This window comes from Brevibacillus sp. AY1 (assembly GCF_029870785.1).
In the GTDB taxonomy this organism is placed as follows: domain Bacteria; phylum Bacillota; class Bacilli; order Brevibacillales; family Brevibacillaceae; genus Brevibacillus; species Brevibacillus invocatus.
The window spans coordinates 21,235-44,301 of record NZ_JAFLPN010000021.1 but is presented as its reverse complement, the minus strand read 5'-3'; the positions used below and the strand labels follow the sequence as shown (position 1 = coordinate 44,301).

Annotated in this window: 25 protein-coding genes; 7 read left to right on the top strand and 18 right to left on the bottom strand. The window is 47.4% G+C overall.

The window, feature by feature from the left end:
• Positions 1–6: 6 nt before the first annotated feature.
• The 3 genes from JZI27_RS16430 to pdhA all read right to left on the bottom strand — a co-directional run bounded on the left by JZI27_RS16430 (position 7) and on the right by pdhA (position 3,591).
• A complete protein-coding gene (locus JZI27_RS16430; RefSeq protein WP_280208308.1) occupies positions 7–1,416 on the bottom strand; it encodes a dihydrolipoamide acetyltransferase family protein in 1,410 nt (469 codons plus the stop codon).
• Between the two features lie 105 nt (positions 1,417–1,521).
• Entirely contained in the window at positions 1,522–2,502 is a 981-nt protein-coding gene (locus JZI27_RS16425; RefSeq protein WP_122909360.1) for an alpha-ketoacid dehydrogenase subunit beta, read from the bottom strand.
• Between the two features lie 3 nt (positions 2,503–2,505).
• Complete coding sequence (gene pdhA, locus JZI27_RS16420; protein ID WP_122909361.1) at positions 2,506–3,591, bottom strand: pyruvate dehydrogenase (acetyl-transferring) E1 component subunit alpha; 1,086 nt, start codon at positions 3,589–3,591, stop codon at positions 2,506–2,508.
• A gap of 326 nt (positions 3,592–3,917) precedes the next feature.
• Here pdhA and JZI27_RS16415 point away from each other — a divergent pair, with 326 nt between their 5' ends.
• Complete coding sequence (locus tag JZI27_RS16415) at positions 3,918–4,652, top strand: alpha/beta hydrolase (RefSeq protein ID WP_251244913.1); 735 nt, start codon at positions 3,918–3,920, stop codon at positions 4,650–4,652.
• A gap of 12 nt (positions 4,653–4,664) precedes the next feature.
• Here the strand turns inward: JZI27_RS16415 and JZI27_RS16410 are convergent, their stop codons facing one another.
• Both JZI27_RS16410 and ltaE read right to left on the bottom strand, forming a co-directional pair.
• Positions 4,665–4,856: a hypothetical protein gene (locus tag JZI27_RS16410; protein WP_183185062.1), complete on the bottom strand. Its 192-nt coding sequence runs from the start codon at positions 4,854–4,856 to the stop codon at positions 4,665–4,667.
• Positions 4,857–4,965: 109 nt separating this feature from the next.
• Positions 4,966–6,006, bottom strand: coding sequence for a low-specificity L-threonine aldolase (ltaE, locus tag JZI27_RS16405; protein WP_276330115.1), 1,041 nt, complete (start codon positions 6,004–6,006; stop codon positions 4,966–4,968).
• A gap of 111 nt (positions 6,007–6,117) precedes the next feature.
• Between ltaE and JZI27_RS16400 the strand changes: the two genes are divergently transcribed.
• A complete protein-coding gene (locus JZI27_RS16400) occupies positions 6,118–6,420 on the top strand; it encodes a HesB/IscA family protein (protein ID WP_122909364.1) in 303 nt (100 codons plus the stop codon).
• A gap of 56 nt (positions 6,421–6,476) precedes the next feature.
• On the opposite strand, the gene JZI27_RS16395 is transcribed toward JZI27_RS16400, so the two are convergent.
• From JZI27_RS16395 to yneA, 4 genes are all read right to left on the bottom strand, one after another.
• A complete protein-coding gene (locus tag JZI27_RS16395) occupies positions 6,477–8,717 on the bottom strand; it encodes a HelD family protein (protein ID WP_280208303.1) in 2,241 nt (746 codons plus the stop codon).
• Positions 8,718–8,753: 36 nt separating this feature from the next.
• Entirely contained in the window at positions 8,754–9,128 is a 375-nt protein-coding gene (gene crcB / locus JZI27_RS16390; protein ID WP_280208302.1) for a fluoride efflux transporter CrcB, read from the bottom strand.
• Between the two features lie 110 nt (positions 9,129–9,238).
• Complete coding sequence (locus JZI27_RS16385; protein WP_122909367.1) at positions 9,239–9,436, bottom strand: DUF896 domain-containing protein; 198 nt, start codon at positions 9,434–9,436, stop codon at positions 9,239–9,241.
• A gap of 76 nt (positions 9,437–9,512) precedes the next feature.
• On the bottom strand, positions 9,513–9,896 hold the full coding sequence (gene yneA, locus JZI27_RS16380; RefSeq protein ID WP_280208300.1) for a cell division suppressor protein YneA: 384 nt from the start codon (positions 9,894–9,896) through the stop codon (positions 9,513–9,515).
• A gap of 188 nt (positions 9,897–10,084) precedes the next feature.
• On the opposite strand from yneA, the gene lexA reads away from it, so the two are divergent.
• A complete protein-coding gene (gene lexA / locus JZI27_RS16375) occupies positions 10,085–10,708 on the top strand; it encodes a transcriptional repressor LexA (protein WP_122909369.1) in 624 nt (207 codons plus the stop codon).
• 167 nt (positions 10,709–10,875) lie between these two features.
• Here lexA and JZI27_RS16370 read toward each other — a convergent pair whose 3' ends face one another.
• The gene (locus JZI27_RS16370) at positions 10,876–11,358 is read right to left on the bottom strand and encodes a DUF456 domain-containing protein (RefSeq protein ID WP_122909370.1); all 483 of its coding nucleotides are present in this window, start codon (positions 11,356–11,358) and stop codon (positions 10,876–10,878) included.
• Between the two features lie 224 nt (positions 11,359–11,582).
• On the opposite strand from JZI27_RS16370, the gene JZI27_RS16365 reads away from it, so the two are divergent.
• On the top strand, positions 11,583–12,221 hold the full coding sequence (locus JZI27_RS16365; protein WP_251244918.1) for a LysE family translocator: 639 nt from the start codon (positions 11,583–11,585) through the stop codon (positions 12,219–12,221).
• Between the two features lie 155 nt (positions 12,222–12,376).
• On the opposite strand, the gene JZI27_RS16360 is transcribed toward JZI27_RS16365, so the two are convergent.
• From JZI27_RS16360 to JZI27_RS16330, 7 genes are all read right to left on the bottom strand, one after another.
• A complete protein-coding gene (locus tag JZI27_RS16360) occupies positions 12,377–13,054 on the bottom strand; it encodes an SOS response-associated peptidase (RefSeq protein WP_280208331.1) in 678 nt (225 codons plus the stop codon).
• A 1,100-nt stretch (positions 13,055–14,154) separates the two neighbouring features.
• Positions 14,155–14,532 carry a PH domain-containing protein gene (locus JZI27_RS16355; RefSeq protein WP_122909406.1) on the bottom strand — a complete coding sequence of 126 codons (378 nt, stop codon included), beginning with the start codon at positions 14,530–14,532 and terminating at the stop codon, positions 14,155–14,157.
• Positions 14,533–14,825: 293 nt separating this feature from the next.
• Positions 14,826–16,160, bottom strand: a complete 1,335-nt coding sequence (gene glnA / locus JZI27_RS16350) for a type I glutamate--ammonia ligase (protein ID WP_122909372.1) — start codon at positions 16,158–16,160, stop codon at positions 14,826–14,828.
• Between the two features lie 34 nt (positions 16,161–16,194).
• Positions 16,195–16,605 carry a MerR family transcriptional regulator gene (locus tag JZI27_RS16345; protein ID WP_122909373.1) on the bottom strand — a complete coding sequence of 137 codons (411 nt, stop codon included), beginning with the start codon at positions 16,603–16,605 and terminating at the stop codon, positions 16,195–16,197.
• Positions 16,606–16,795: 190 nt separating this feature from the next.
• The gene (locus JZI27_RS16340; RefSeq protein ID WP_251244919.1) at positions 16,796–18,073 is read right to left on the bottom strand and encodes a methionine gamma-lyase family protein; all 1,278 of its coding nucleotides are present in this window, start codon (positions 18,071–18,073) and stop codon (positions 16,796–16,798) included.
• 7 nt (positions 18,074–18,080) lie between these two features.
• Entirely contained in the window at positions 18,081–19,373 is a 1,293-nt protein-coding gene (gene hflX / locus JZI27_RS16335) for a GTPase HflX (protein WP_251244930.1), read from the bottom strand.
• A 49-nt stretch (positions 19,374–19,422) separates the two neighbouring features.
• Positions 19,423–20,385: an AAA family ATPase gene (locus JZI27_RS16330; protein WP_251244920.1), complete on the bottom strand. Its 963-nt coding sequence runs from the start codon at positions 20,383–20,385 to the stop codon at positions 19,423–19,425.
• Positions 20,386–20,564: 179 nt separating this feature from the next.
• On the opposite strand from JZI27_RS16330, the gene JZI27_RS16325 reads away from it, so the two are divergent.
• Positions 20,565–21,032 (top strand): PH domain-containing protein, encoded by a 468-nt coding sequence (locus tag JZI27_RS16325; protein ID WP_251244921.1) that lies wholly within the window; start codon positions 20,565–20,567, stop codon positions 21,030–21,032.
• Here JZI27_RS16325 and infC read toward each other — a convergent pair.
• Entirely contained in the window at positions 21,029–21,517 is a 489-nt protein-coding gene (infC, locus tag JZI27_RS16320; RefSeq protein WP_251244922.1) for a translation initiation factor IF-3, read from the bottom strand. The two genes, JZI27_RS16325 and infC, sit on opposite strands and share 4 nt — an antisense overlap.
• Before the next feature lie 181 nt (positions 21,518–21,698).
• Between infC and JZI27_RS16315 the strand changes: the two genes are divergently transcribed.
• Positions 21,699–22,208, top strand: a complete 510-nt coding sequence (locus JZI27_RS16315) for a MarR family winged helix-turn-helix transcriptional regulator (RefSeq protein ID WP_251244923.1) — start codon at positions 21,699–21,701, stop codon at positions 22,206–22,208.
• Entirely contained in the window at positions 22,183–23,016 is an 834-nt protein-coding gene (locus JZI27_RS16310; protein ID WP_276531931.1) for a multidrug effflux MFS transporter, read from the top strand. Before JZI27_RS16315 ends, JZI27_RS16310 begins: the two co-directional genes overlap by 26 nt.
• Positions 23,017–23,067 lie beyond the last annotated feature (51 nt).

The window sequence follows — 23,067 nt, the reverse complement described above, 5'->3', positions numbered from 1 at the left end:
AGTTGTTTATCCCTCCATGACGAGCAGCGTAGGGTTTTCCAGAAGCTGCTTCACGTAGTTGACAAAACGCTGTGCAGGCTCGCCATCCACCAAGCGATGGTCAAAGCTGAGCGAGAGAGACAGGACTTGACCCACTACGATTTCTCCGTTTTTCACCACTGGTTTTTCGGTGATGCGGCCGACTCCCAGAATGGCAACCTCTGGATAGTTGATAATTGGGGTAAAGAACATGCCACCGGCAGAACCAATATTGGTGATGCTGAATGTGGAACCTTTCAGATCATCCGCAGTTGCTTTGCGGTCACGAGCTTTTTTCGCAAGTTCACCGATCTCCGCCGAGATTTGGAAGATCGATTTGCTGTCAGCACCTTTCACGACTGGTACCAAGAGACCATCCTCGGTGGAAGTCGCGATCCCGATGTTATAGTATTTTTTGTAGATGATTTCTTGTTTTTCATCATCGATGGAAGCGTTCAGCTCAGGGAATTTCTTCAATCCTGCTACTACAGCCTTCACGATCATAGGCAGATACGTCAGTTTGATGCCGCGTTCTTCTGCCAAAGGCTTCGCTTCTTTGCGCATTTCAACAAGCGCTGTCACATCTACTTCGTCGAAGATGGTGACATGTGGTGCTGTATAAGCGGACTTGACCATCGCTTTGGCAATCGCTTTACGCATGCCTTTGAGTGGTACACGCTCTTCTATCTCTCCACCTTGGGTAGGAGTGTAATGAACGGTAGGGGTTGCAGCTGCTTGGGAAACACCTGTCGCTGCTTGCGCTTCGCTTGCTGGAGCCACAGCTGCCGCATTGGATTGCTCTGCTGCTGGAGCTGACGCTGCTACTGCACCGCCTGCTACAAAACGGTCTACGTCTTCACGAGTAATGCGTCCCAGCTTGCCGGTTCCCGGTACTGTGTTCAGGCTAACTCCTTTTTCACGTGCATATTTCCGCACAGATGGAGTGGCCAATACGTGCTTGCGATCAATCGGTGCAGCTACTGCTGTAGCTGTTGCCGCAGATGCCAAAGGCGTTTCCAAAGACTGGTTCGCGTTTGCACTCACTTGGGAGCCAATATCGCAGCCTGGCTCCATCTTTTCATCTGCTGCAGGCACTGGTGCTGCTTCTGTTGCTTGCGCTTCACCATGACCGTGGTCAGGCAGGTTCGGGATTTCCCCTTCCACTTCGAATTCAATCAATGGATCACCTACGACACTTACGGTGCCTTCTGTTACTTTCAGATCAATGACTTTTCCTTTTACAGGAGAAGGTACTTCTACTACTGCTTTATCATTTTGTACTTCCATGATCACTTGGTCTTCTTCTACGGAATCCCCCGGCTGGACGTGCCATTTGACGATCTCGCCTTCATGGATACCCTCACCAAGCTCTGGGAGTCTGAATGTAAAACGACTCACGCTATTCTCCTCCTTCATAAACACTTGCCGTATTTTCAACAGGTTTGTGCCAAAAGAAGGCGGAAAGCTCTCAACTTTTCCGCCAATTGTATCCTTGTTAAGCCATTAGAAGTCAAGCACTTGGGTCAGGCCGTCCACAACACGCTTCACGTCTGGGAGCCATACATCCTCTGCCTGTGCAAAAGGATATACGGTATCAGGAGCTGTTACGCGCAGGACAGGTGCTTCCAGGTGAAGAATGGCACGCTCATTGATTTGCGTGATGATTTCCGCTGCTACACCAGAAGTTTTTTGAGCTTCCTGTACAACAATGGCACGGTTGGTTTTCTTCACAGATTCCACGATCGTGTCGATATCGAGTGGGCTAATCGTTCTCAGGTCGATTACTTCTACTTTCGCTCCACGTGCTTTCTCGATTTCTTCAGCCGCTTTCAGGCTGGTATGCACCATCGCACCATACGTAATAATGGTAACGTCGCTACCTTCTTTGACGATGTTCGCCTTGCCCAGCGGAATGGTGTACTCACCCTCTGGAACTTCTTGGCGGAACGAACGATACAGCTTCATATGCTCCAGGAACACGACTGGATCGTTGTCGCGGATTGCAGAGATCAGCAAGCCTTTTGCATCGTATGGATTGGAAGGAATGACGACTTTCAGACCTGGGGTTTGCAGCATCAAGCCCTCGAGGGAGTCAGCATGCAGCTCAGGTGTTTTCACGCCTCCACCAAATGGAGAGCGGAATGTAACAGGACTGGAAAAACGTCCGCCGGAACGGTAACGCATACGAGTTGCTTGGGAAGCAATCGCGTCAAATGTCTCGAATACGAACCCGAAGAATTGGATCTCGGCTACAGGACGGAATCCGTTGATGGAAAGTCCTACTGCCAGTCCGCCGATTCCGGACTCAGCGAGCGGCGTATCAAATACGCGCTGCTCGCCGAATTCTGCTTGCAGTCCTTCAGTAGCGCGGAATACCCCGCCGTTGTTCCCTACGTCTTCCCCAAAGACGAGTACGGTTTCGTCGCGTTTCAACTCTACGCGCATTGCATCCGTAATGGCTTGAACCATTGTCATTTGTGCCATGGCTTACTTCGACTCCTTCGCCAGGTATTCTGCCTTTTGCTCTTCCAATGCAGGTGGCAGTGTCTCGAACATTACATCGATCAGCTCGGATACTTTCATTTTTGGTGTTTCATCTGCTTTTTTGATGGCGTCAGCTACCGCTTGTTTCGCTTCTTCAATGACAGCTTCCTCGTCTTTTTCGCTCCAGAGGCCTTTGCCTTCCAGGTATTTGCGGAAGCGAATCAATGGATCTTTCAGTTCCCACTCGCTTTGCTCTTCGCCTGTACGGTAGCGAGTTGGGTCGTCCCCTGCCATCGTATGAGGGCCATAGCGGTAAGTCAAAGCTTCGATCAGTGTTGCACCTTCGCCGTTAACACCGCGCTCTTTTGCTTTTTGTACAGCATAGTAAACCGCCATGATGTCCATACCGTCGATGCGCTCGCTTGCAATCCCTGCTGCAACCGCTTTTACAGCGATGTTTTCAGAAGCCGTTTGCTTTTCGAACGGAAGAGAAATCGCATAGCCGTTATTTTGAGAGAAGAAGATGACAGGCAGCTTGTACACGCCTGCAAAGTTCATGCCTTCGTAGAAGTCACCTTGCGAAGTTGCTCCATCACCGAAGTAGTTGATCGCAACGCGCTTTTCACCGCGCAGCTTGTAGCCCATTGCAACACCAGTTGCTTGCGTACATTGAGCTGCGATGATGATTTGCGGCATCAGAACATTGACGCCTTCTGGAATCCGTCCACCCTCGATATGTCCGCGGGAGTATAGGAATGCTTTATGCATCGGATAGCCGTGCCACACCATTTGTGGAATGTCACGGTAGCTAGGCAGGATGAAGTCTTCTTTGGAAAGAGCAGCCTCGGAACCGATCATGCTCGCTTCTTGTCCTGCTACAGGTGCGTAAAAGCCAAGACGACCTTGACGGTTCAAGCTGATCGCACGTTGGTCCCACACACGTGTGAATACCATTTTACGCATGAGTTCGCGCAATTCATCATCAGAAAGATTGGGCATCAAGTCAGGACGGACTACAGTCCCATCCGGTGCAAGAATTTGCAGCGGGGTGTTATTGCCTGTTTGTTCAACAGCAGTGGATACGCTCATCACATTTCACCTCGTCACTAGTTTAAGGGCTTTTCCTGTAACCTTCGCTCGCCGGACAAATGAACCAAGCGATTGCTCAGTCATTGGGCGATAGATGATCCAAAGGAAGAATCCCTGGGAAAGCAGAAGAAAAGTTGATCTGTGTAATCGGTTTTCAAGCACCTGTTACACTACCCTGTTATACCTCAGGGAAAAGTCTGTTCAATGTGTTATAGTATTGATATTACAGGGTTTATTTCCTCTCTGTTATCATTTACTATAAAAGCTGTATCAGTTTTTTTCAAGCCTTAGTTTTATATTTGATGAAAACAGGGGGGCCAAAAAACGTGTCTGATTATGTAAAACGCACGATTGTCAAAGAAGAAGTACCCAGTACTCACGTGGATTCACCACGTTTGGTCAAAGTTTATTTGCCACCTGGATATAATGAACTTCTCTCCTATCCCGTTGTCTACTGTCAGGATGGAAACGACTTTTTCACGATGGGACGAATTGCTACGATCGCCAACCAGCTTATTCTGGAGGAAGGCATTGAACCATTCCTGATCGTCGGCGTCTCGGTTGAGCGCAGCAAACGCACCAGTGAATATGCCGCTACTGGTTCACGCAACGAAGCGTACAAGCGTTTCTTTACAGAAGAATTGCTCCCCTATATCGAGGAGCGCTACCCTGTCCGCCGGGATTCCTCGGCACGAGTATTGGCTGGTGATTCGCTTGGAGGCACCGTATCGTTACATCTTGCACTGGATCGCCCTGACCTATTCGGACGGGTTCTCTCCTTATCAGGCGCCTTTTTCCAAACGACCCAAGACCAGCTTGCGCAAGCAGAAAGCCTTTCCTGGCTGAACATCTGGATGGTCGTCGGCCTGGATGAAACAGCCGTCGAAACACACACAGGCACGTATGACTTCGTCCACTGGAATCGACTCGCCAAAAATGTGCTGGAGCAAAAAGGTGCAGCTATCTCCTACCGTGAAAAACCAGGGGATCATGTCTGGGGTTTGTGGCAAAAGGAATTGCCTGATGGACTTCGTCACTTTTTCCCTGCTCTCCGCCTGTAGGCTTCACCCGGGCTACAAGCCGTTAATTTCCTGAATATCTTCATAGCTGTAATAGCGGCCATCTGCCAGGTAAATTCCTTGGTGGGTGGCTTTATCGATTTCTCCAGCCACTTGCGTATCATTGCCGAGCACGATATTGACTATTTTGCTTTCATCACGTTGCATCTGGTTTTGGATGCGTTCTCTGTCTTTTGCTGAAATCATGGTTATCCCTCATTTCCTAATGATTGGATACCCTTAGTATTTCTTTGGCTTTGATGATTTACACGCAAGATGGACGGATTCACTTGCAGCGCAAAAAAGAAGCCCCCACTTAACGGAGGGCCTTTGTCTCTTCCACGATGCCTTCCATGATCTCGAGCACGCGGGTAATATCCTGTTCTTCAATATGTCGGTGTGTCGTGAAGCGGGTTACGTACTGGTCGAAATCGTTGGCAAGTACTCCTTTTTCCCGCAGACGTGAAATAAATTGTTCTGCTGTAAGTTTCAGGGAATGCGTGTTCACCAGAACGATGTTTGTCTCTACAGGTTCTACTTCAATCTGCAATTTTTGAAGGCCAACCTCCAGCTGCTTGGCACGATCATGGTCTTCCTGCAAACGCTGGGTCATCTCTGTCAAGGCCAGAATACCCGGCGCGGCCAGATACCCCGCTTGCCGCATACCTCCGCCCAGCTTTTTGCGCCACCATCTCGCTTCTTCAATAAAGTCGCGATCACCCGCCAAAACAGAGCCTACCGGTGCACTCAAGCCTTTTGACAAACAGACTTGAACTGTATCGGTATAGCGAGTCAGCTCACGTACATCGATCCCTAAAGCTACGGCTGCATTATACAGACGAGCGCCATCTAAATGGACCGGAATATGCCTTGCAGATGCTACATCGTATACGGCTTTCATCTGGTCAGGGGTAAGGACAGCCCCACCCGCTCGATTATGTGTGTTTTCCAAACAGATCAATTTGGTACGAGGATAATGAATATTCACCCCGCGAATGGCCTTCTCGACATCTGTTGCTTGCATCGCCCCGCGGACCCCAGGCAAAGTACGTGTCTGCACGCCCGCTAAAGCCGCCATCGCCCCAGCTTCGTAATAGAACAGGTGGGACTCAGCTTCCAGAATCACTTCATCGCCATTTACACAATGGGTAAGCACGGCAACCTGATTCCCCTGCGTTCCACTGGTAACAAACAAGGCAGCTTCTTTTCCTAAATAATCAGCTGCGATTTCCTCCAAACGATTGATGGTTGGATCTTCTTTGTATACATCATCGCCGACTTCCGCTTGGGCCATCGCATCAATCATGGCTTCCGTCGGTTTTGTTACGGTATCACTGCGCAAATCTATCTTTTTCACAGCTCTATCCCCTCTCTTCCGTGACTCCCTCTAGAGTTTCAACATTGCATCTGCATTTACCTCTTTGCTAAAATGTAGAAGAGACTTTATCAAAGTTAGGAGACTTGCCTCATGAAAGTAAAAATCACGCGTAATGCGGCGAAGCAACTCAAGCCCATTTTGGATCAGGAAGAAGACAAAGAACTAAAGCTTCGCGCTTACATAACACATGCGCATGGCGACCATGCACATTATGGCCTAGCTTTGGACAAGCCTACTGAGGACGATGTTGTGATTTCGACGGACAAAGAAATTGACGTCGTTTTAAAAAAGGATGATCCTTTGCTCGATGGAATCACGATTGATTATCTATACCTGCCGCAAGAAGGCTTCGTGATTACCAATCCTTCCAAAGGTAACCACGGCGATCATTAATCTCTAACGAATGACAAAACCCCCAGCTCCTTTTTGCATTGCTGGGGGTCTTTTGGTTACTCATTTACATAGTAATCTACCGGCAGATCTGCCAATAACGGCGCGTTTTCTCCTTGCCTTACAGTCAACACCAAGCGATGGACAGGTCGCGTCATCGCTACGTAAAGCAGCTTCGCATCCCATTCATTTTCTTCGTATTGATGGACATCGAGCAGGATCACCGCATCAAATTGCAAGCCTTTGGTCAAAAAGGCCGGCATGACGGTAATGCCTCCGGGATATTGCTTGTCTTTACTGCCTAGCAAGGTTATATTTGGAAGCTTTTCTTTGAGTGCCTTGTGTGCTTTTTTACTTCCCTGAATGGTCTTTGCGACAATCGCAATCGATTGAAGTCCTTCCCGTACATACTGCTCTACGCGATCGGCAACCATTTTCCACTGCTCTATTTCGGCAGAAGATGTAAGTAGAGATGGCATTTCACCGTGTCTCAAGACAGGTTTCGCTAAAATGGTTTCCGGCAATTCAATGCGGCGCAAGATCTCATTGGCACAGCGCATAATTTCAACAGTAGAACGATAGCTTTGAGAGAGTGTGTAATAGCTTGCACGGGGTTGCTGAAAGATTCCCTGGGTTAGTTCATCCCAGGAATGAATGCCCCTATATGCGTGAATCCCCTGAGCAATATCTCCGACAACGGTTAACGAATGTCCCTTGGTCATAAGGGCAATGACCCCGATCTCCAAAGCACTCAGATCTTGCGCTTCATCAATCACCGTATGGTCAAAATGTCCCGCCTTATCCAGTCCTTCAATCAGATGCTGCAAGTACAGGAGCGAAGCAATATCCTCTACTTCCAGTCGTTCCTGTTCAAATAGCTCTATTGTTGACGTACTGACATCGTGTACGATCTCGTCTGAAATGTCTGCAGGTGCCAGCAAGCGCAGGAGCTGTTCGTCAGTCATCAGCTCACGGTATGAGGCAAACACTTCAAGTCGCGGAAACGAAGTCATGTACTGATCGAGAATTTGATCGAGCATTTTCTCAAATTTAGCCAAGCCCTGTTTATCCAGATCTACTTTTAATTCACGTAAATGCGCGTAAAACTTCTTATTCATTTCCTGCTTCAGGTGCTTGCGCAAGGCATCAAGCCGTCGCTGGTACGGCAGGTTGGAGAATAGCTCCAAAAAGCTCTGTTTAATAAACTCACCATCAATGGCAAAAACCTGTTTGGTCCTCGTGTAGACGAAGCTGAGCTTTTTAAAGGGGATTCTTGTCCCTACAATATGCCGTATATACTGTTCCAGAGTGTCACGGCATGCCAGCGAACCCTTGAATCTCAGACGGTTTCGCGCCATTTCCTGTTCTCTTGGATTCTGATCTTCCTCAAAGAATAGCGTCAACGGCTTATCCGGGCTCGTAATTCGCCAGCCTTTTGGCATGATGGGTTTGACCAGACGAGCAGCCCAATCTACAAAGGTAGACTGTTGGACGTCATCCACGCCGAGTTCTGGCAAAACCTCGGAGATATACGTCAAGAACATGCGGTTCGGTGCAAACACCATGAATTTTTTCGAAAGCATGGTGTCCTGGTAGTTATAGATCAAATAAGACAAACGGTGCAGGGCGATCGTCGTCTTTCCGCTACCGGCAACCCCCTGAACCACGATCGGCCTTTCTTTTTCAGCACGAATGATATCGTTTTGTTCCGATTGAATCGTAGCGACAATGTCCTTCAATCGACTGTCGTTCGTCTCATTCAAGTTCGCTGCAAGAAACTCGTCGATAAAACCCTCCTGCAAAAATTCGTCAGGATGTCCCATCTCCCGGTTGATCGTTTCTTTGACCGCTCCGTCATAGATCCCGGTTATTTTTCCATGCTCAATCGCAAAATTACGCTTCAGTCTCACTTCTCCACGAACAATCTCTCTACCCATTCGGTAAAAGGCATCCTTACTTTCACCGGAGTAATACAGACTGGCAATCGGTGCTCTCCAGTCCACCACGATGGAGTCAAATGTATCACTTCGCACAATGCCGCGCTTTCCTATGTAGACCGAGTCCAGTTCATAGACCTCATCCTTCAAGAAATCCACTCGACCAAAATAAGGCTTTTCTCGCCCCTGATCTTCCAAATAGCGCAGGTCCTTTGCTTTGGAGAAATTCACTACCTGCTTCACATAATCATCAGTAGCGTCCCGAATATCCTCGCGTAATTGAGCAATCTCATTATCGATGATGGAAACGGTCTCCTCTAGCTTCTTTTGCTCCTGATCATAATCACGATGCTGTATAGCCAACTGTCATCCTCCTCTCAAAGTTTGGTTGATGGACAGCTATACTGTCACTGAAAACTGTCGTGCCAGCCAAATCCCTGCACCGCACGCCAGTATACTCGCGACCACGCTGGTCAAACCATAGGTAATCCCTTTACTGTAGTGACCCTCCATCCAAAACGTGACAACCTCCAGTGAGAAAGTGGAAAACGTCGTAAACCCTCCCATCAAGCCAGTTGCGAACAAGAGGTACAATTCCGGAGAAAGCACTCCCCGTTCCTTTCCCCAGACCGCAAATACGCCTATACAAAATGATCCAACGATGTTTACGATCCAAGTTCCATACGGCCAACCGGGTTGATTGGCCACCAATGACAGTGCGTAACGCAACAACGAACCGACGGCACCGCCAACCGCTACTGCTAGCCACCCCATTGCTTCTCCTCCATTCGTGAAGAATCACAACCTTGCCCGATCCATTATTCATAGAAAAAGACACCCAAGCCTCATGCGTGGATGTCTGTTGAATATCGGTATCTGTTATCTTACTGTTTTGGACCGTTTTCTTCAAGGTCTTCTACGTAACGAATGGAATCCAAATTAGCTCGCAACGAAAGCTTAACAGCGTCGATATATTTTTGGCGAAGTGCTTTTTGCTCGCTTTTCTCTTCATCCGACAATCCCACTTCGCGAGATTTTTTGGAAAGCTCGTTAATACGTTTGATTTCTGCGTCAGTTACCACCGCTGGTTCCTCCCACTTTGCAGGTATGCCGCTCTATTATACCACACAGCCTATCCAGCGCAAATCTAAGAGCCGTCTAAGATTGAGGGATCGGAATCAGCAAGGTCTGGCCTGGATAGATCACGACATCTTCCAGTTCATTGATGACCTTGATCTCTTCTACTAATCGCTGCACATCCATGTTCGCTTCTTCCTGATATCGTACTGACAGCTTCCACAGGCTGTCCCCCTCACGTACTGTCACCTCTTGTACTATGAGAGAAGGAGCGCTCGCAACTACCGCTTCATTTTCTTTTCCTGCAGAGCCTTCTGCCACCGAAACAAACACCAGTTCGGTCAACAAGTAAAAAAAGAGAGAAAAAGTGATGAGAAAGAGAATAGCCTGTCCTCTCGTAACACCAAATCGCACTCGGCGTACTTCCTTTTTGGCAAATCGGTTATGTAAATGAGTAGCATGCATGATTAACCCTCCTGCAAACGTACGTTCTGTTTTCTTGATCTCATCATAAATGCGAACACTTGTTCATGTCAAGCGCATTTGACAAACTTTTTCTAGCAAATCGAGAAAAAAGTCGAACTTATGTTTGTCGAACGCAAGATCCCATGGTACAATATAGAAAACATGTTCGAGAAAACAGAGGTGTTTTCATGTCAAAACTATCCAATCGGCAACAAGCCATCATCGACTTCATTCGCAAGGAAGTTCGTGAAAAAGGGTATCCGCCGTCTGTCCGCGAAATTGGCGAAGCTGTCGGACTAGCCTCCAGCTCCACTGTACACGGCCATTTGGCACGACTGGAAAAAAAGGGCCTCATCCGTCGCGACCCTACCAAGCCAAGGGCGATTGAATTATTGTCCGAAGAGGATCGCTTTCAAGACGATTTTGAAGATTTTGTGGTTCGTGTTCCTGTCATCGGTAAAGTTACGGCTGGTCAGCCAATTACTGCGATCGAAGAGGTGGAAGAGTATTTTCCACTTCCAGAGAGCATCGTCACAGCGGACAAGGTCTATATGCTGCGAGTCTCTGGTAACAGTATGATTGAAGCGGGTATTCTGGACGGCGATTATGTGATTGTTCGCCAGCAAAGTGTTGCGAACAATGGCGATATCGTTGTTGCTATGACCGAAGAAGACGAAGCGACTGTAAAGCGATTCTTCAAAGAAAAAAATCACTTCCGCCTGCAACCGGAAAACTCGACGATGGAACCGATCATCCTGGACACTGTAACTATCTTGGGCAAAGTGATCGGTGTCTATCGATTGATGCATTAATTTCACATTAGAAAACTTGGCTACGGCCAAGCTTTTGGCGGAGCCTTAGTTGCACTTATACTATCTTCCGCTAATCTTTTTAGCGCTTTAGCGCACTTAAACTTTCCGATCGTACAAAAAAGACAGCCTCGGCTGTCTTTTTGCTTTCCTCCATTCGATTTGCATCCTCAGATCGCGAGGAAAAACCAGATGATCATTGCAATTTGAATGACCACTTTCACTACCGCACTGCTGAGAAATCCGATTAGGGATCCCACTCCTGCCTTTACTGCTCGCTCAATAGGCTGATTTTGCAAAAGCTCCACAACAACTACCAGTACAAACGGCAATATGATCATCCCAAATGGCGGAAAGATAAAGATCCCCAGAATGATCCCTACAACGGCAGCGAACGACGACCACTTCGATCCACCGTATCGTTTGACAAAATACATATTGGTCAAAAGATCCGCACCATACATCAGTATACTTAACACTACCATGCCCCACCAGAAGGATGCTGGCAATCCCTCTCCAGGTCCCGCCACAAAAAAGTGGTAAAGTAAAAATCCTCCCCACAACAGCACCGTATCAGGAAGCACAGGCAAGAATATTCCAGCGATGCTTAATAGGAAGAGAGCCACGATGATAACCCACAGCAGTATCTCCATGAATTGCACTCCTTTCTTCTAGTGGTATACGAACCAACCCTCTTCTTCGTTGCATGTTGTGCCTGCTTCTAGAAAAAGAACATCTATTTATTATGGAAGCCCTATGCGATAATACCACTTAGGATTCTGTGGTTTTCATGGGATAATGGTTCATTATTTCCTTTTACATCTGCAAAAATAGATTCAGAACATAAAACGAGAGTCGTTTTTTGGGGGAGATCAACATGTTTGAGCTTTCAACATTGGGAACATTCATCGCGTTCGTGATAGGCCTATTCTTAATCCCTGGCCCTGCTGTGCTGCTTACGATCACTCGTACCGTGCAGGGTGGACGTAGAGCTGGCATTCTGGCTGGACTGGGCATTGCCACAGGCGATTTGATCCATACGCTCTTTGCTGCATTGGGACTGTCCGCGATCCTGATGCACTCAGCACTTGCATTCAACATCGTCAAGTATGCCGGGGTCATTTACTTATGTTATCTGGGAATTCGCGCGATCATGGAGAAGCCGCAGGATGACAATCAGGAAGTCTCTGACTCCGGTACGAAGGATGTCACATCTTTTAAAGCCTACTGGCAGGCAATCGTAGCAGAGGTCCTTAATCCGAAAACAGCATTATTCTTTCTGGCCTTCATCCCACAGTTTGTTCATCCGGAGCGCGGAGCATCCTTTATCCAGTTCATGGTTTTAGGTCTGATCTTCGTCGGACTTAGTGTGCTGTATACATCCCTCATCGCATGCAGTATCCGCCCACTTGGCGTTTTGGTCAAAAAAATCAAATGGCTTGGCCCTTGGAAGAACAAAATTGTCGGCTTTATTTACATCAGTCTGGGCTTAAAGGTGGCGCTGGAGTCAAAGTGAGCTTGAAGTACAGAGGATAACCCTGATTTTTCGATACAGCAGCAAAAACCAGATTATCGATCGTGATAAGCTGGTTTTTTCAATTAATTATGGAAAAGGAAGAAATCCTATTCCATCTCACGCCCATGTAAAGGTGGGTTCTACTAAGTTGTCCTTTATACGGGATCGGTAATTGCTTGAATACACTCTGGCCCATCATTCTTGGGGCTGCCAACGCTAGCTGGCACTGCGTATGCTTTCATTTGTTCGGCTTCATATGGAACCATTAAGGACTGCAATAATTTCAAATCGTACATCTCGCGGTTTAACCAGATCTGCTCATCCTCTCGTCGCAAAATGACTGGCATCCGCTCATGAATCGTGGCAGCTACTGCATTCGGGCTTGTCGTAATAATGATACAGGTATGTACTTTCTCGCCATCCGGGCTTGTCCAGGTGTCGTAAAGACCAGCGAATGCGAACGGTTCACCGCTCTTCATCATGATTCGCATGGGCTGCTTGGATCGTCCTGTTTGTTTCCACTCATAAAAACCGTCTGCGGGAATGATACATCGCTTTCGCTCCAGCAAGCGTCGGAAAGCCGGCTTTTCATGCAAGGTTTCAGCGCGTGCATTAATCATTTTTCCACCAATCTTCTGATCCTGTGCCCAAGTCGGAATCAATCCCCAGCGGAGGTGCCCAATACGGCGCTTCCCTTTATCCTCGATTATAGCTGGTATGAGTTGTCCAGGTGCGATGTTGTATCGTGTCTGCCACACGAAGGGCATGTCATCCAGTTCAAAGCGTAGAACCAACTGATTCGGATCAGTCACAAGCGAAAAACGTCCACACATCCCCATCACCTCAACCATATCTTAACCGACTCCATATAGAAAATCACTTTTGTCTTGAATGAGCTCTCAATCGAGGCGGGTAAAACGTGCAAGTGAACATGACCTAAACAAGAATGACTCCTCCTCTTACACCTACAGAGAACAATTTGTCCCCCATTTCTCTGTAGAATTGTAGACCGTCCACTCTTCTAGTCAAAATACCAAAAATCGAAAATTGTGGGGATGCCCTTGTCCATCTCAGTACCGCCAGTTTTTCTCCGTTTTCGACGTTGAAAACGCAACAAATACTTCAGTACTTGTAAGAATCAACCGGGAACAAGCTCAGAGGCTCCTTCGCAATGGAGCACGGAGAATTCCCGTGATTAGGAGACCATTCTAATTGTCTCGGCTGGATTCTTTCAGCAACAGTAATAGAAACCCTGCGGAGAAGCTGCTGCAGGGTTATTGCTTTTACACATTGTGATAAAACCCTCTCTCCTTCGATCGCTGATATTTCCTCTGGCAAGGGTATCTTCCTCAAATAATGTCAATAGGTCGCTGCCAAATCAATTTCGCCGATGCCGGTGAATAGCGACAGCATCCTCGTTCGATTCACCGCCTATTTAACATCATTGAGGATGTTGTTTTGTAGCATGAGACAACATTATTGATTAAAGCGCGTCAAACAAATAACAACTTTTTCGAGGTGAATACCTTTGTGGATGAAGCTATCTGCTGTCGCTTTGAACATCCTCTTTGGAATCGCAGGAGTTTATGTTCTAATATTTGTCATAATGACCGGAGGTGCACTTGATGGTAGCCGATCTCCAAGTACTAGTCCCCTCGGGTATTTGGTTATCCTGATTTACTTATTCATTTGTTTGGGAAGCAATTTTCTATTTGCCCGAAAGTCATCTAGTATCTGGAGGTATTGCCTAACAAGTGTTGCAGTATGGCTCGTTTCATTTTTCTTTACCATTCTTTTATAGGGTCTACCTCACTATCACAATTGAGCTTGTGTCCCTACATCTGCTTACACTCATGATTACTTAGCGCATTACCGTCTTCGGGAAAAATCAACTAAAAGCAAAACCCGCCTAATTTTGAAGGCGGGTTTTTTTCTAATCCAAAACGTATTCGGCCAATACACTTTGTACTGCATAAATGTTCAGGTTTTTGTTAAACTGCTTCTGGATCGGCAATGCACTTCCTGAAACCCAAATTTTCAGTTCCGCATCCAAATCAAAATTCCCGGCTGTTTCAATGCTAAAATGATGGATACTTTTATATGGAATGGAGTGGTACTCGATCTTTCTTCCGGTAATCCCTTGCTTATCTACAAGTATTAATCGCTTGTTTGTGAAAATGAACATGTCACGGATTAATTTGTACGCTTTTTCAACATTCTCATTTTTCGTTAGGATTTTCGCGTACTCTTTTTGAACATCAGTTATGTTAACCTCAGAAGCGTTACCCATTAAACCGTCTAACAAACCCACAGTAATTCCCCCAATCGAATGTTTGATCATTCATATTCTCCAAATAGAACAATTCTCCTACTTTTTTGGTTGTTACTACTACTTTATGATCCGCACCGGCTTCCTTTGACCACTCAATCATAATAACGATTAGCTCTACAACCCTTTTGGTCATTCTGAATCACTCCCGTTTCCTCCGAGGACAAACTGGCGCTGTCAGCATCTGTTCAGATTTACCATTAATCGAACTTGTACAAACTTTTAACACCAAACCAAAAACCCCCTGCACCAACAGGCACAAGGGGTTCGAGGTATTAATACAGCGTCATGTACTGCGTGCGTTCCCATTCATGGACACGCGAGCGGAACATATCCCATTCGATTTCTTTTGCTTCGACGAAGTGGATCAGCGCGTGCTCACCCAGCGCTTCGCAAATAACGGAGTCTGCCTTGAGGCACTCGAGTGCTTCCTTCAAGCTAGCTGGCAGATTTGCAATGCCGTTTTCTTCACGCTCTTCTTCATTCATGACATAGATGTTGCGGTCAATGGCAGGAGGAGCTTGCAATTTGTTTTTAATGCCATCCAAACCTGCACGGAGCATGACTGCCAAAGCCAAGTAAGGGTTGGTAGCTGGGTCTGGACTGCGCACTTCAATACGAGTGCTCAAGCCGCGGGAAGCCGGAATCCGGATGAGCGGAGAACGGTTTTTCGCAGACCAAGCCACATAGCAAGGTGCTTCATATCCAGGAACGAGACGCTTGTAGGAGTTGACGAGCGGGTTGGTGATGGCAGTAAATCCGCGAGCATGCATCAGGATTCCAGCCAAGTACTGCTTCGCTGTTTCGCTCAATCCCATTTCGTCTTTCTCATCGTAGAATACATTTTCTTTGCCACGGAAGAGAGATTGGTTGGCGTGCATTCCGGAGCCCGCTACGCCGTACAGCGGTTTTGGCATAAATGTCGCATGCAGACCGTGCTTTTGAGCAATGGTTTTAACTACCAGCTTGAAGGTCAAAATTTGGTCAGCCGCTTGAAGGGCATTGGCATATTTAAAGTCGATCTCGTGTTGACCTGGAGCTACTTCATGGTGGGAAGCTTCTACTTCAAAGCCCATTTTTTCCAAGGTCAAAACGATATCGCGACGACAGTTTTCACCGGAGTCGAGTGGAGCAAAGTCAAAGTAACCGCCTTGGTCGTTCAGATCAAGGGTTGGTTCGCCTTTTTCATCCAGTTTGAACAGGAAGAATTCTGGTTCTGGACCTACGTTGAAAGCGGTAAAGCCCATATCCTCCGCTTCTTTCAGAGCGCGCTTCAGGATGTAGCGAGGATCCCCCTCGAACGGAGTTCCATCCGGCATGTAAATATCACAGATCAGACGCGCTACCTTGCCATGCTCGGTACCCCAAGGGAAGACAACCCAAGTATCCAGATCAGGAACCAGGTACATGTCAGATTCTTCGATACGAACAAAACCTTCAATGGACGAACCATCGAACATCATTTTGTTGTCCAATGCTTTTGGCAGCTGAGACAGTGGGATCTCTACGTTTTTAATCAATCCCATCAGGTCTGTAAACTGCAGGCGGATGTAACGTACATCCTCTTCTTGTGCTAGACGCATGATGTCTTCTTTTGTAAACTTGCTCACATTTCTCTCCTCCTGTCTCTATTTACAGCTTCTATCAGTGGAAAAAGCGTGAAAGCTCTCCACGTATCAATGCATTCTCGCCTGAGCGCGAAGCATTGCGATACATGATCTGTTGCTTCAACAACTGGTGCAGCTCCTTGTCGGACATCTCTTTCCGTTTTGTCTCGGACGTTGTTGTGATTTCTGTCTGTACCGGGGCGGGTTCATTCAACTGCAAGACCTGTTTGATTCCTGCGATGTTGAGTCCCTTCTCAATCAGTGCTTTAACCTCTAACAAACGGTCAACGTCATTAAAGGAAAAGAGGCGCTGTTTCCCTTCGGTGCGGGCAGGCTGGATAAGATCGTTTTGTTCGTAATAGCGAATTTGCCTCGCAGTAAGATCAGTCAACTTCATGACGATCCCAATGGGAAAGAGGGCCATATTCCGGCGAATGTCATCACTCATGACTTGTCCCTCCTCTATGGTATTTCTTATCACTCATTCTATGCAATCCATCAAATCCTGTCAATGGATGTTAGAAAATATTACGCAAACGCATTCATTAGCAAATCTGGAATTCAATTAAATGGTGCATGAACTAAAGAAAAAACAGCGACAGCCAACCAAATGTGGCCATCGCTATTGTCTTTACGTCTTATGCATGCGGAAGCTCAAGCAGCCCTTTTTCCAGCATGCCATTCAGAGCGGTTAGAATCCCTACTTTCACATGGGAGTAAGTCAATCCTCCCTGAACAAATCCGAGATATGGCGGTCGGATGGGGCCATCTGCCGAGAATTCGATACTGGCGCCCTGTATGAATGTACCCGCAGCCATAATGACGGGATCCGCGTAGCCAGGCATTTCACTTGGGTAAGGGGTCACATGCGCATCGACGGGTGCAGCTTTCTGAATCCCTTGGCAAAACGTAATCAAGCGTTCTGCCGTCCCGAATGCTACCGACTGGATCAAATCTGTACGAGGCTCGTGCCAGAGCGGATTGGTTTGAAAACCGAGCCGTTCCAACAGAGCTGAGGAAAAGACCGCTCCCTTCAAAGCCTCTCCCACGACGTGAGGAGCAAGGAAAAATCCTTGATACATCTCCAGCAAAGAGTACAGTGAAGCGCCCCCTTCTGCTCCGATCCCCGGTGCAGCCATGCGGTAGGAGGCTAGTTGAACCAGGTCCTGACGTCCGACGATGTACCCGCCTGTTTTCACGAGTCCGCCACCCGGATTTTTGATCAGCGATCCCGCCATGATGTCTGCACCAACCTGCAAGGGCTCGAGCAGTTCGGTAAATTCACCGTAGCAATTGTCTACGAAAACAATCAGCTTTGGATTGATTTCTTTCACGTAGCGGATCATTTCCTCGATCTTTTCGATGGTAAAGGAAGGTCGATCTGCATATCCACGTGAACGCTGTATCCCAATGACCTTGGTTTTTGGAGTAATCGCCTTTGCGACAGCGGAAAAATCAATGTGCCCGTCCTCTGTCAACGACACGTAGCTGTAGCCAATTCCGTAGTCCTTCAAAGACCCTTGCCCCTCACCACGCACACCGACGACTTCTTCCAGCGTATCGTACGGTTTACCTGTAATGTAGAGCAATTCATCTCCCGGACGCAGGATGCCAAACAGCGAAATAGCGATGGCATGGGTGCCGGAAATAATGTGATTTCGGACGAGTGCCGCCTCTCCCCCAAATACTTCCGCATAGATGGACTCCAATGTAGAGCGTCCGGAATCATCATATCCGTATCCGGTCGATGGAGCGAAATGGAATTCATTGACTCCATGTTTTTGAAAGGATCGCAGGACCTTCAATTGATTGCTGTCCACGACTTCTGCGATTTCTTTATGTCGACCTGCGATCATGGCTTCTACTTCTGCTACGAGGGGACGAAGCTGTTCCCCGTGAGAAAAATATTGAAACATGATAATCTTACCAACTCTCTTCTACAGTCTCTGGTGGATCCAGGAGGAACGGAGCAATGCGTCCGTAGATGGGATGATCCCGATTGACCCGGACCGTGATCCGATAGGACTCCTCTTCTTCCTGATACTCCTGCTCCATCTCCACACCTTCACGATGCAGCATAGATAAAATATCTCCACGACTTATCGGCACCTTGAGTGTAAATCGGTCGAAGGAAGACATGACAAAGTCCTCGATGCGATCCAGCAGCTTTTTCTGGTCCTCTTCACGTAAGGCGGATACGAGGATCGAAGCTTCTGCTGGCGGCAAATAAGTCCCTTCTGTCAGTAAGTCTGCTTTATTAAAGACGACTAGCTCCGGAATTTGCTCAGCTTTCAAATCCTTCAAGATCCGGTTCACAACCTCCATGTGAATACCCAGATCCGGGTGGCTGATGTCTACGACGTGCAGGATCAGATCGGCTTCCTTTACCCCTTCCAATGTGGAACGAAATGCCGCAACCAATGTCGTGGGCAGATCTTGAATAAAGCCTACTGTATCCGTCAGAAGGACTTCCATCCCGCTCGGCAGAGTAAGCTGGCGAGTTGTCGGATCCAAAGTAGCAAACAGCTTGTCTTCCTGGAGGGTTTCTGCAGCGGTCAGCTGATTGAGCAAGGTTGACTTCCCTGCGTTTGTATAGCCTACCAGTGCCACTTGGAAAACGTTGTTTTTCTTCCGACGCTCACGGTGCAGCTGCCGCGTGCGCACCGTATCTTCGAGCTGCTGCTTCAATTCGCTGATCCGCTTGCGAATATGGCGTCTGTCGCTTTCCAGCTTGGTTTCCCCGGGACCACGCGTACCGATCCCGCCGCCCAGACGAGAAAGCTGCTTCCCTTGCCCGGCGAGGCGGGGAAGCAGGTAGTTGTACTGTGCCAGCTCTACCTGAATCTTCCCTTCCCGCGATTGCGCCCGTCCTGCAAAAATGTCCAAGATCAGCTGCGTTCTGTCGATCACCTTGCAGTCAAATACCCGATCCAGATTGCGTGTCTGGCTGGGTGACAGTTCGTCGTTGAAAATGATGACATCCACATCCAACTCTTCTGCCCGTTGCGCGATTTCTTCAATTTTCCCGGTACCCAGGTACCAGGCGGAATCTACCCGCTCCCGGTTTTGGGTAATGACATCCAGTACCTCAACGCCAGCGGTATCCGCCAATTCATGGAGCTCCTCCATGGATAGCCGCATCCGCTCTGTGTCCCGATTATCTAATAGACAGCCAACCACTATCGCCGTCTCTTTTGTTTTGATCATATCGTTCACGGAATCCCGCCCTTTCTTCATCCTATCATACCACATTTTTCCCGAACCTCTACGTGGACGTGGACGACCAGACAAAATCCTCTGGCAGTAAAGTCATGATGTCCTCGCGCGTTAATTCCTGAACGGCAAGTAATCTCACCGCCTGCTTTCGTATTGCTTGCTCCAAGGCATTGCGTACATATCGTGCATTACTGAAGTTCGTTTCGAAAATATCGACACGCATCCGTGTTAAATGGTGTCTAAGCTTATCTTTGGCTCCAGATGACAACCGATATTCCTTTGCTTCCAGCAAACTGTCCGCAATCCTGAGCAATTCCTCTACACTGTAATCCGCGAACTTCAAGTGAATCGGAAAACGGGAAGGCATTCCGGGATTTAGTTCGAGAAAGGCTTCCATTTCATCTGTATACCCAGCAAGAATACAAATAAAGTCATTACTGTGATCTTCAAGGGCTTTCGTCAAGCAATCAATTGCCTCTTTACCGAAGTCCTTTTCGCCACCTCGCGCCAGTGAATAAGCCTCATCTATAAAAAGAATGCCGCCCAATGCTTTCTTTACCAACTCTCGTGTTTTCTGGGCCGTATGCCCAATAAATTCTCCGACTAGATCTGCTCGCTCTACCTCGATCAAATGGCCTTTACTCAAGATTCCCATTTCACGGAACATCCGGCCAAAAATTCGTGCAACAGTCGTTTTTCCAGTCCCCGGATTCCCTTTGAAGACCATATGGAATACCTGTTTTTCCAATTTTAAGTGGTGCTTTTCCCGTTCTTTATTCATTCTCAACAGAGCATGGATCTCGTACATCAGCTTTTTGGCTTCCTGCAAGCCGATCAGGCGTTCCAAATCCTCGAAGGCGGCAGCCACGTTTCCTGGCGCCGTAGTCCGAACCCGATCAGCCAACGTTTCTGGTTGCTTGACCCGCTCCGGTCGGTGAAATACCACCTGAATACGATGCGGTACCTTCTCATCCTGAGTTTCCGCTGAAGGTTGATAGCCGGTCGGTTTCACCTGTGATCACCTGCCTCATGGTCATACATTAGTATACTCATGAACAAGGTAAACCTGCCCTATTTTTTGATGTACCTTGCTGTTTAAAGCAAACAAGCAAGACAGCACTTCCCGACACCATTGCTGCTTGTGGTAAAATGGATAGGAATATTTAGGTAGCAAAGGAGCGAAATGTTACCATGCACTTCCAACCTAAAATCGATTCGTTCTTCGTCATCGTATTGTCGGTCATCATTGTGGTCATTTCTGCGGTTTTTCTGGTACCGCTCGGCCTCGACCTTTCAAGTGGCAGAATCTTTTCCACAGGGGAATGGACCATCATTCTATCGATTTATCTGGCTTCTGTTGGTTTTATGCTTTGGACTTTCTTTTGTATCAAGTACGCACTGTATGATGACCATCTTTACGTACAAGGAGGACCTTTCCGCAGCCACATCCGGTATTCCGACATCACCAGGGTTGCTTCCAGCCTGGATATGTACACGGGGTATAAACTCCTGACATCAAAGAGAGGAATCGAAATCCACTATCGGACAGCTTTTTTCGGCAGTGTCAAAATCTCACCCAAAGAAATCGACTTGTTTCTGGTGGAACTAAAAAAGCGTTGTCCAAATGCCATTTTCCAGATCGATCAAAAGACCTTCTAGTCTAGTGGCTTCATCACTGCAATCACTTGTTTGCCGCTCACCTGAATTCCTTTGTCCTGTTTTCCGCAATGCTTCAAATCGCGCACCAGCACTTCAATCAATTGCTTGGCTTCCTGGCTCTCCCTTTTCTCCAGCTTTACAATAAATTGCACGGCATCCCCGGCAGACAAAATCCGCTCCGCCTGCCTTTTCTTTGTATCGTAGTCATGCTCCTCGATATATGCACTCAGGCGGATCTCCTTTACTTTTGCCCCTTTTTCCAGCTTCTTGGTCATCGCCTTGTCTTTGATGGATTGTTCCTTCAGTACAGTGTGGCTTACCAACTGGCAAGGAGGCGGACTTGTTGAAAGAGACAGGCATACCAAATCTACACCCAGTTCCTTTGCTAAACGAAGAGCCTCTTTGGTCTCCACGATACCTAGATCTTCCCCATGTACACCGGTCAACAGCACTTCAAAAGCTTTAATTTTTTCATTTTTTATCATCGTTTTGTTCTCCTATATGCAAGTTGAAAAGGCATTTATCCATTTTATCCAATATACAAGGTATCTTCTACTGAAGCATCTAAAACCTGATGTTTTGTCATGCAGTCTGAGTATTGACACGCTTGCACGCTTCCATTATAGTTGCGATTAATTAGCATGCTAACTATCTGGAGGTAAATCCGTGGAAGATTATGATCATTCCCAAGCTTTGATGGTTTTGATGCGGCGCGTTTTAAAGCAGCATCGTCGTAACGTTGATACGCTCATTCAGCAATACGATGTTTTTCCAGGGCAGCCACCGATTTTACTGAGATTGGCCAAGACGGATGGACTTATACAGAAAGATTTAGCGGAGCATATCCTGATCAAACCTGCCAGCCTTACCACGATGCTTACCCGCATGGAAAAATCCGGAATGGTGACACGGCAGACTGATTCCCAAGACCAACGGATTTCACGCGTTTTTCTGACCGAGAAAGGACATCGAGCAGCACTTGCTGTCAAGGAAGTCATGCGGGATTTAGAAAAGAAGTGTTTTGAGAATTTTAGTGATGAGGAAAAAGAACTGTTTAAAAGCATGCTTCTGAAAATCCAAATCGAAATGGAGGATTACAATCGGGAATCCCTCTCCACTGAAATCGAGAATGAAAGGTATGACATTCTTCATGAATCTGACAACAAAGGAACTTGAATATGACCCACAGCCATTGAACCCAAAAAGACGACTATGGATGGCCTCCGTCCTGGGTTCACTGGTTGCTTTTGGCCCGCTTTCGCTCGATATGTATTTGCCTGCTTTGCCCCTGCTGTCCGAAGATATGCAGACCAGCACCTCGATGGTTCAGCTTAGCCTGACCGCTTGCCTGGTAGGCCTTTCTGTGGGACAGCTTTTTGCAGGACCGATCAGTGACGTTCGGGGAAGAAGAATTCCACTGTTGATCGGACTTCTGATTTACGCCGTATCGTCTATGTTATGTGCTGTGGCGCCTTCCATCTGGACGTTTGTATTGCTTCGGTTCGTTCAAGGACTGGCCGGTGCAGCCGGAATCGTCATTGCCCGAGCAATGGTAAGGGATATGTACGATGGTTCTGAGATGACCAAGTTTTTTGCCCTTTTAATGCTGGTAAATGGTGTAGCCCCAATCGCAGCACCTATTTTCGGAAGTCAGCTGCTTCATTTTACCACCTGGGAGGGTGTCTTCGTTGTTCTATGCTTGATCGGAGTCATGATGTTTTTCGTGGTTATGTTCGGTCTACCTGAGACTTTGCCTCTTGAGCGTCGTTCCAAAGCTGGGATTACCCATACGCTCAGCACGTTTGGCAGGTTGATCAAGGATCGCACTTTCATGGGCTACGCCATGGCTCAAGGATTGATTACAGCAGCCATGTTTGCTTATATTGCCGGATCTCCATTCGTTTTGCAAGATATTTTCGGCGTTTCACCGATTTGCGCTGTGCTCACGTATTTGTTATTGATTCGCACGCGAAGATCCTTATAGCTGAGAGGAAGACAAGGACGTTTCTAACGGAACGATCCCTTGTCTTCTTTT

Excerpts from the sequence above, each read along its gene's own strand:
- JZI27_RS16345 (WP_122909373.1), bottom strand. The coding sequence starts at position 16,605 with ATGAGTGATGACATTCGCCGGAATATGGCCCTCTTTCCCATTGGGATC.
- JZI27_RS16325 (WP_251244921.1), top strand. The coding sequence starts at position 20,565 with ATGCACTTCCAACCTAAAATCGATTCGTTCTTCGTCATCGTATTGTCG.
- JZI27_RS16370 (WP_122909370.1), bottom strand. The coding sequence starts at position 11,358 with ATGGAGATACTGCTGTGGGTTATCATCGTGGCTCTCTTCCTATTAAGC.
- JZI27_RS16400 (WP_122909364.1), top strand. The coding sequence starts at position 6,118 with ATGAAAGTAAAAATCACGCGTAATGCGGCGAAGCAACTCAAGCCCATT.
- JZI27_RS16340 (WP_251244919.1), bottom strand. The coding sequence starts at position 18,073 with ATGTTTCAATATTTTTCTCACGGGGAACAGCTTCGTCCCCTCGTAGCA.
- JZI27_RS16410 (WP_183185062.1), bottom strand. The coding sequence starts at position 4,856 with ATGATTTCAGCAAAAGACAGAGAACGCATCCAAAACCAGATGCAACGT.
- JZI27_RS16310 (WP_276531931.1), top strand. The coding sequence starts at position 22,183 with ATGAATCTGACAACAAAGGAACTTGAATATGACCCACAGCCATTGAAC.
- JZI27_RS16365 (WP_251244918.1), top strand. The coding sequence starts at position 11,583 with ATGTTTGAGCTTTCAACATTGGGAACATTCATCGCGTTCGTGATAGGC.
- infC (WP_251244922.1), bottom strand. The coding sequence starts at position 21,517 with ATGATAAAAAATGAAAAAATTAAAGCTTTTGAAGTGCTGTTGACCGGT.
- yneA (WP_280208300.1), bottom strand. The coding sequence starts at position 9,896 with ATGCATGCTACTCATTTACATAACCGATTTGCCAAAAAGGAAGTACGC.
- lexA (WP_122909369.1), top strand. The coding sequence starts at position 10,085 with ATGTCAAAACTATCCAATCGGCAACAAGCCATCATCGACTTCATTCGC.
- JZI27_RS16425 (WP_122909360.1), bottom strand. The coding sequence starts at position 2,502 with ATGGCACAAATGACAATGGTTCAAGCCATTACGGATGCAATGCGCGTA.
- pdhA (WP_122909361.1), bottom strand. The coding sequence starts at position 3,591 with ATGAGCGTATCCACTGCTGTTGAACAAACAGGCAATAACACCCCGCTG.
- crcB (WP_280208302.1), bottom strand. The coding sequence starts at position 9,128 with ATGGGGTGGCTAGCAGTAGCGGTTGGCGGTGCCGTCGGTTCGTTGTTG.
- JZI27_RS16360 (WP_280208331.1), bottom strand. The coding sequence starts at position 13,054 with ATGTGTGGACGTTTTTCGCTTGTGACTGATCCGAATCAGTTGGTTCTA.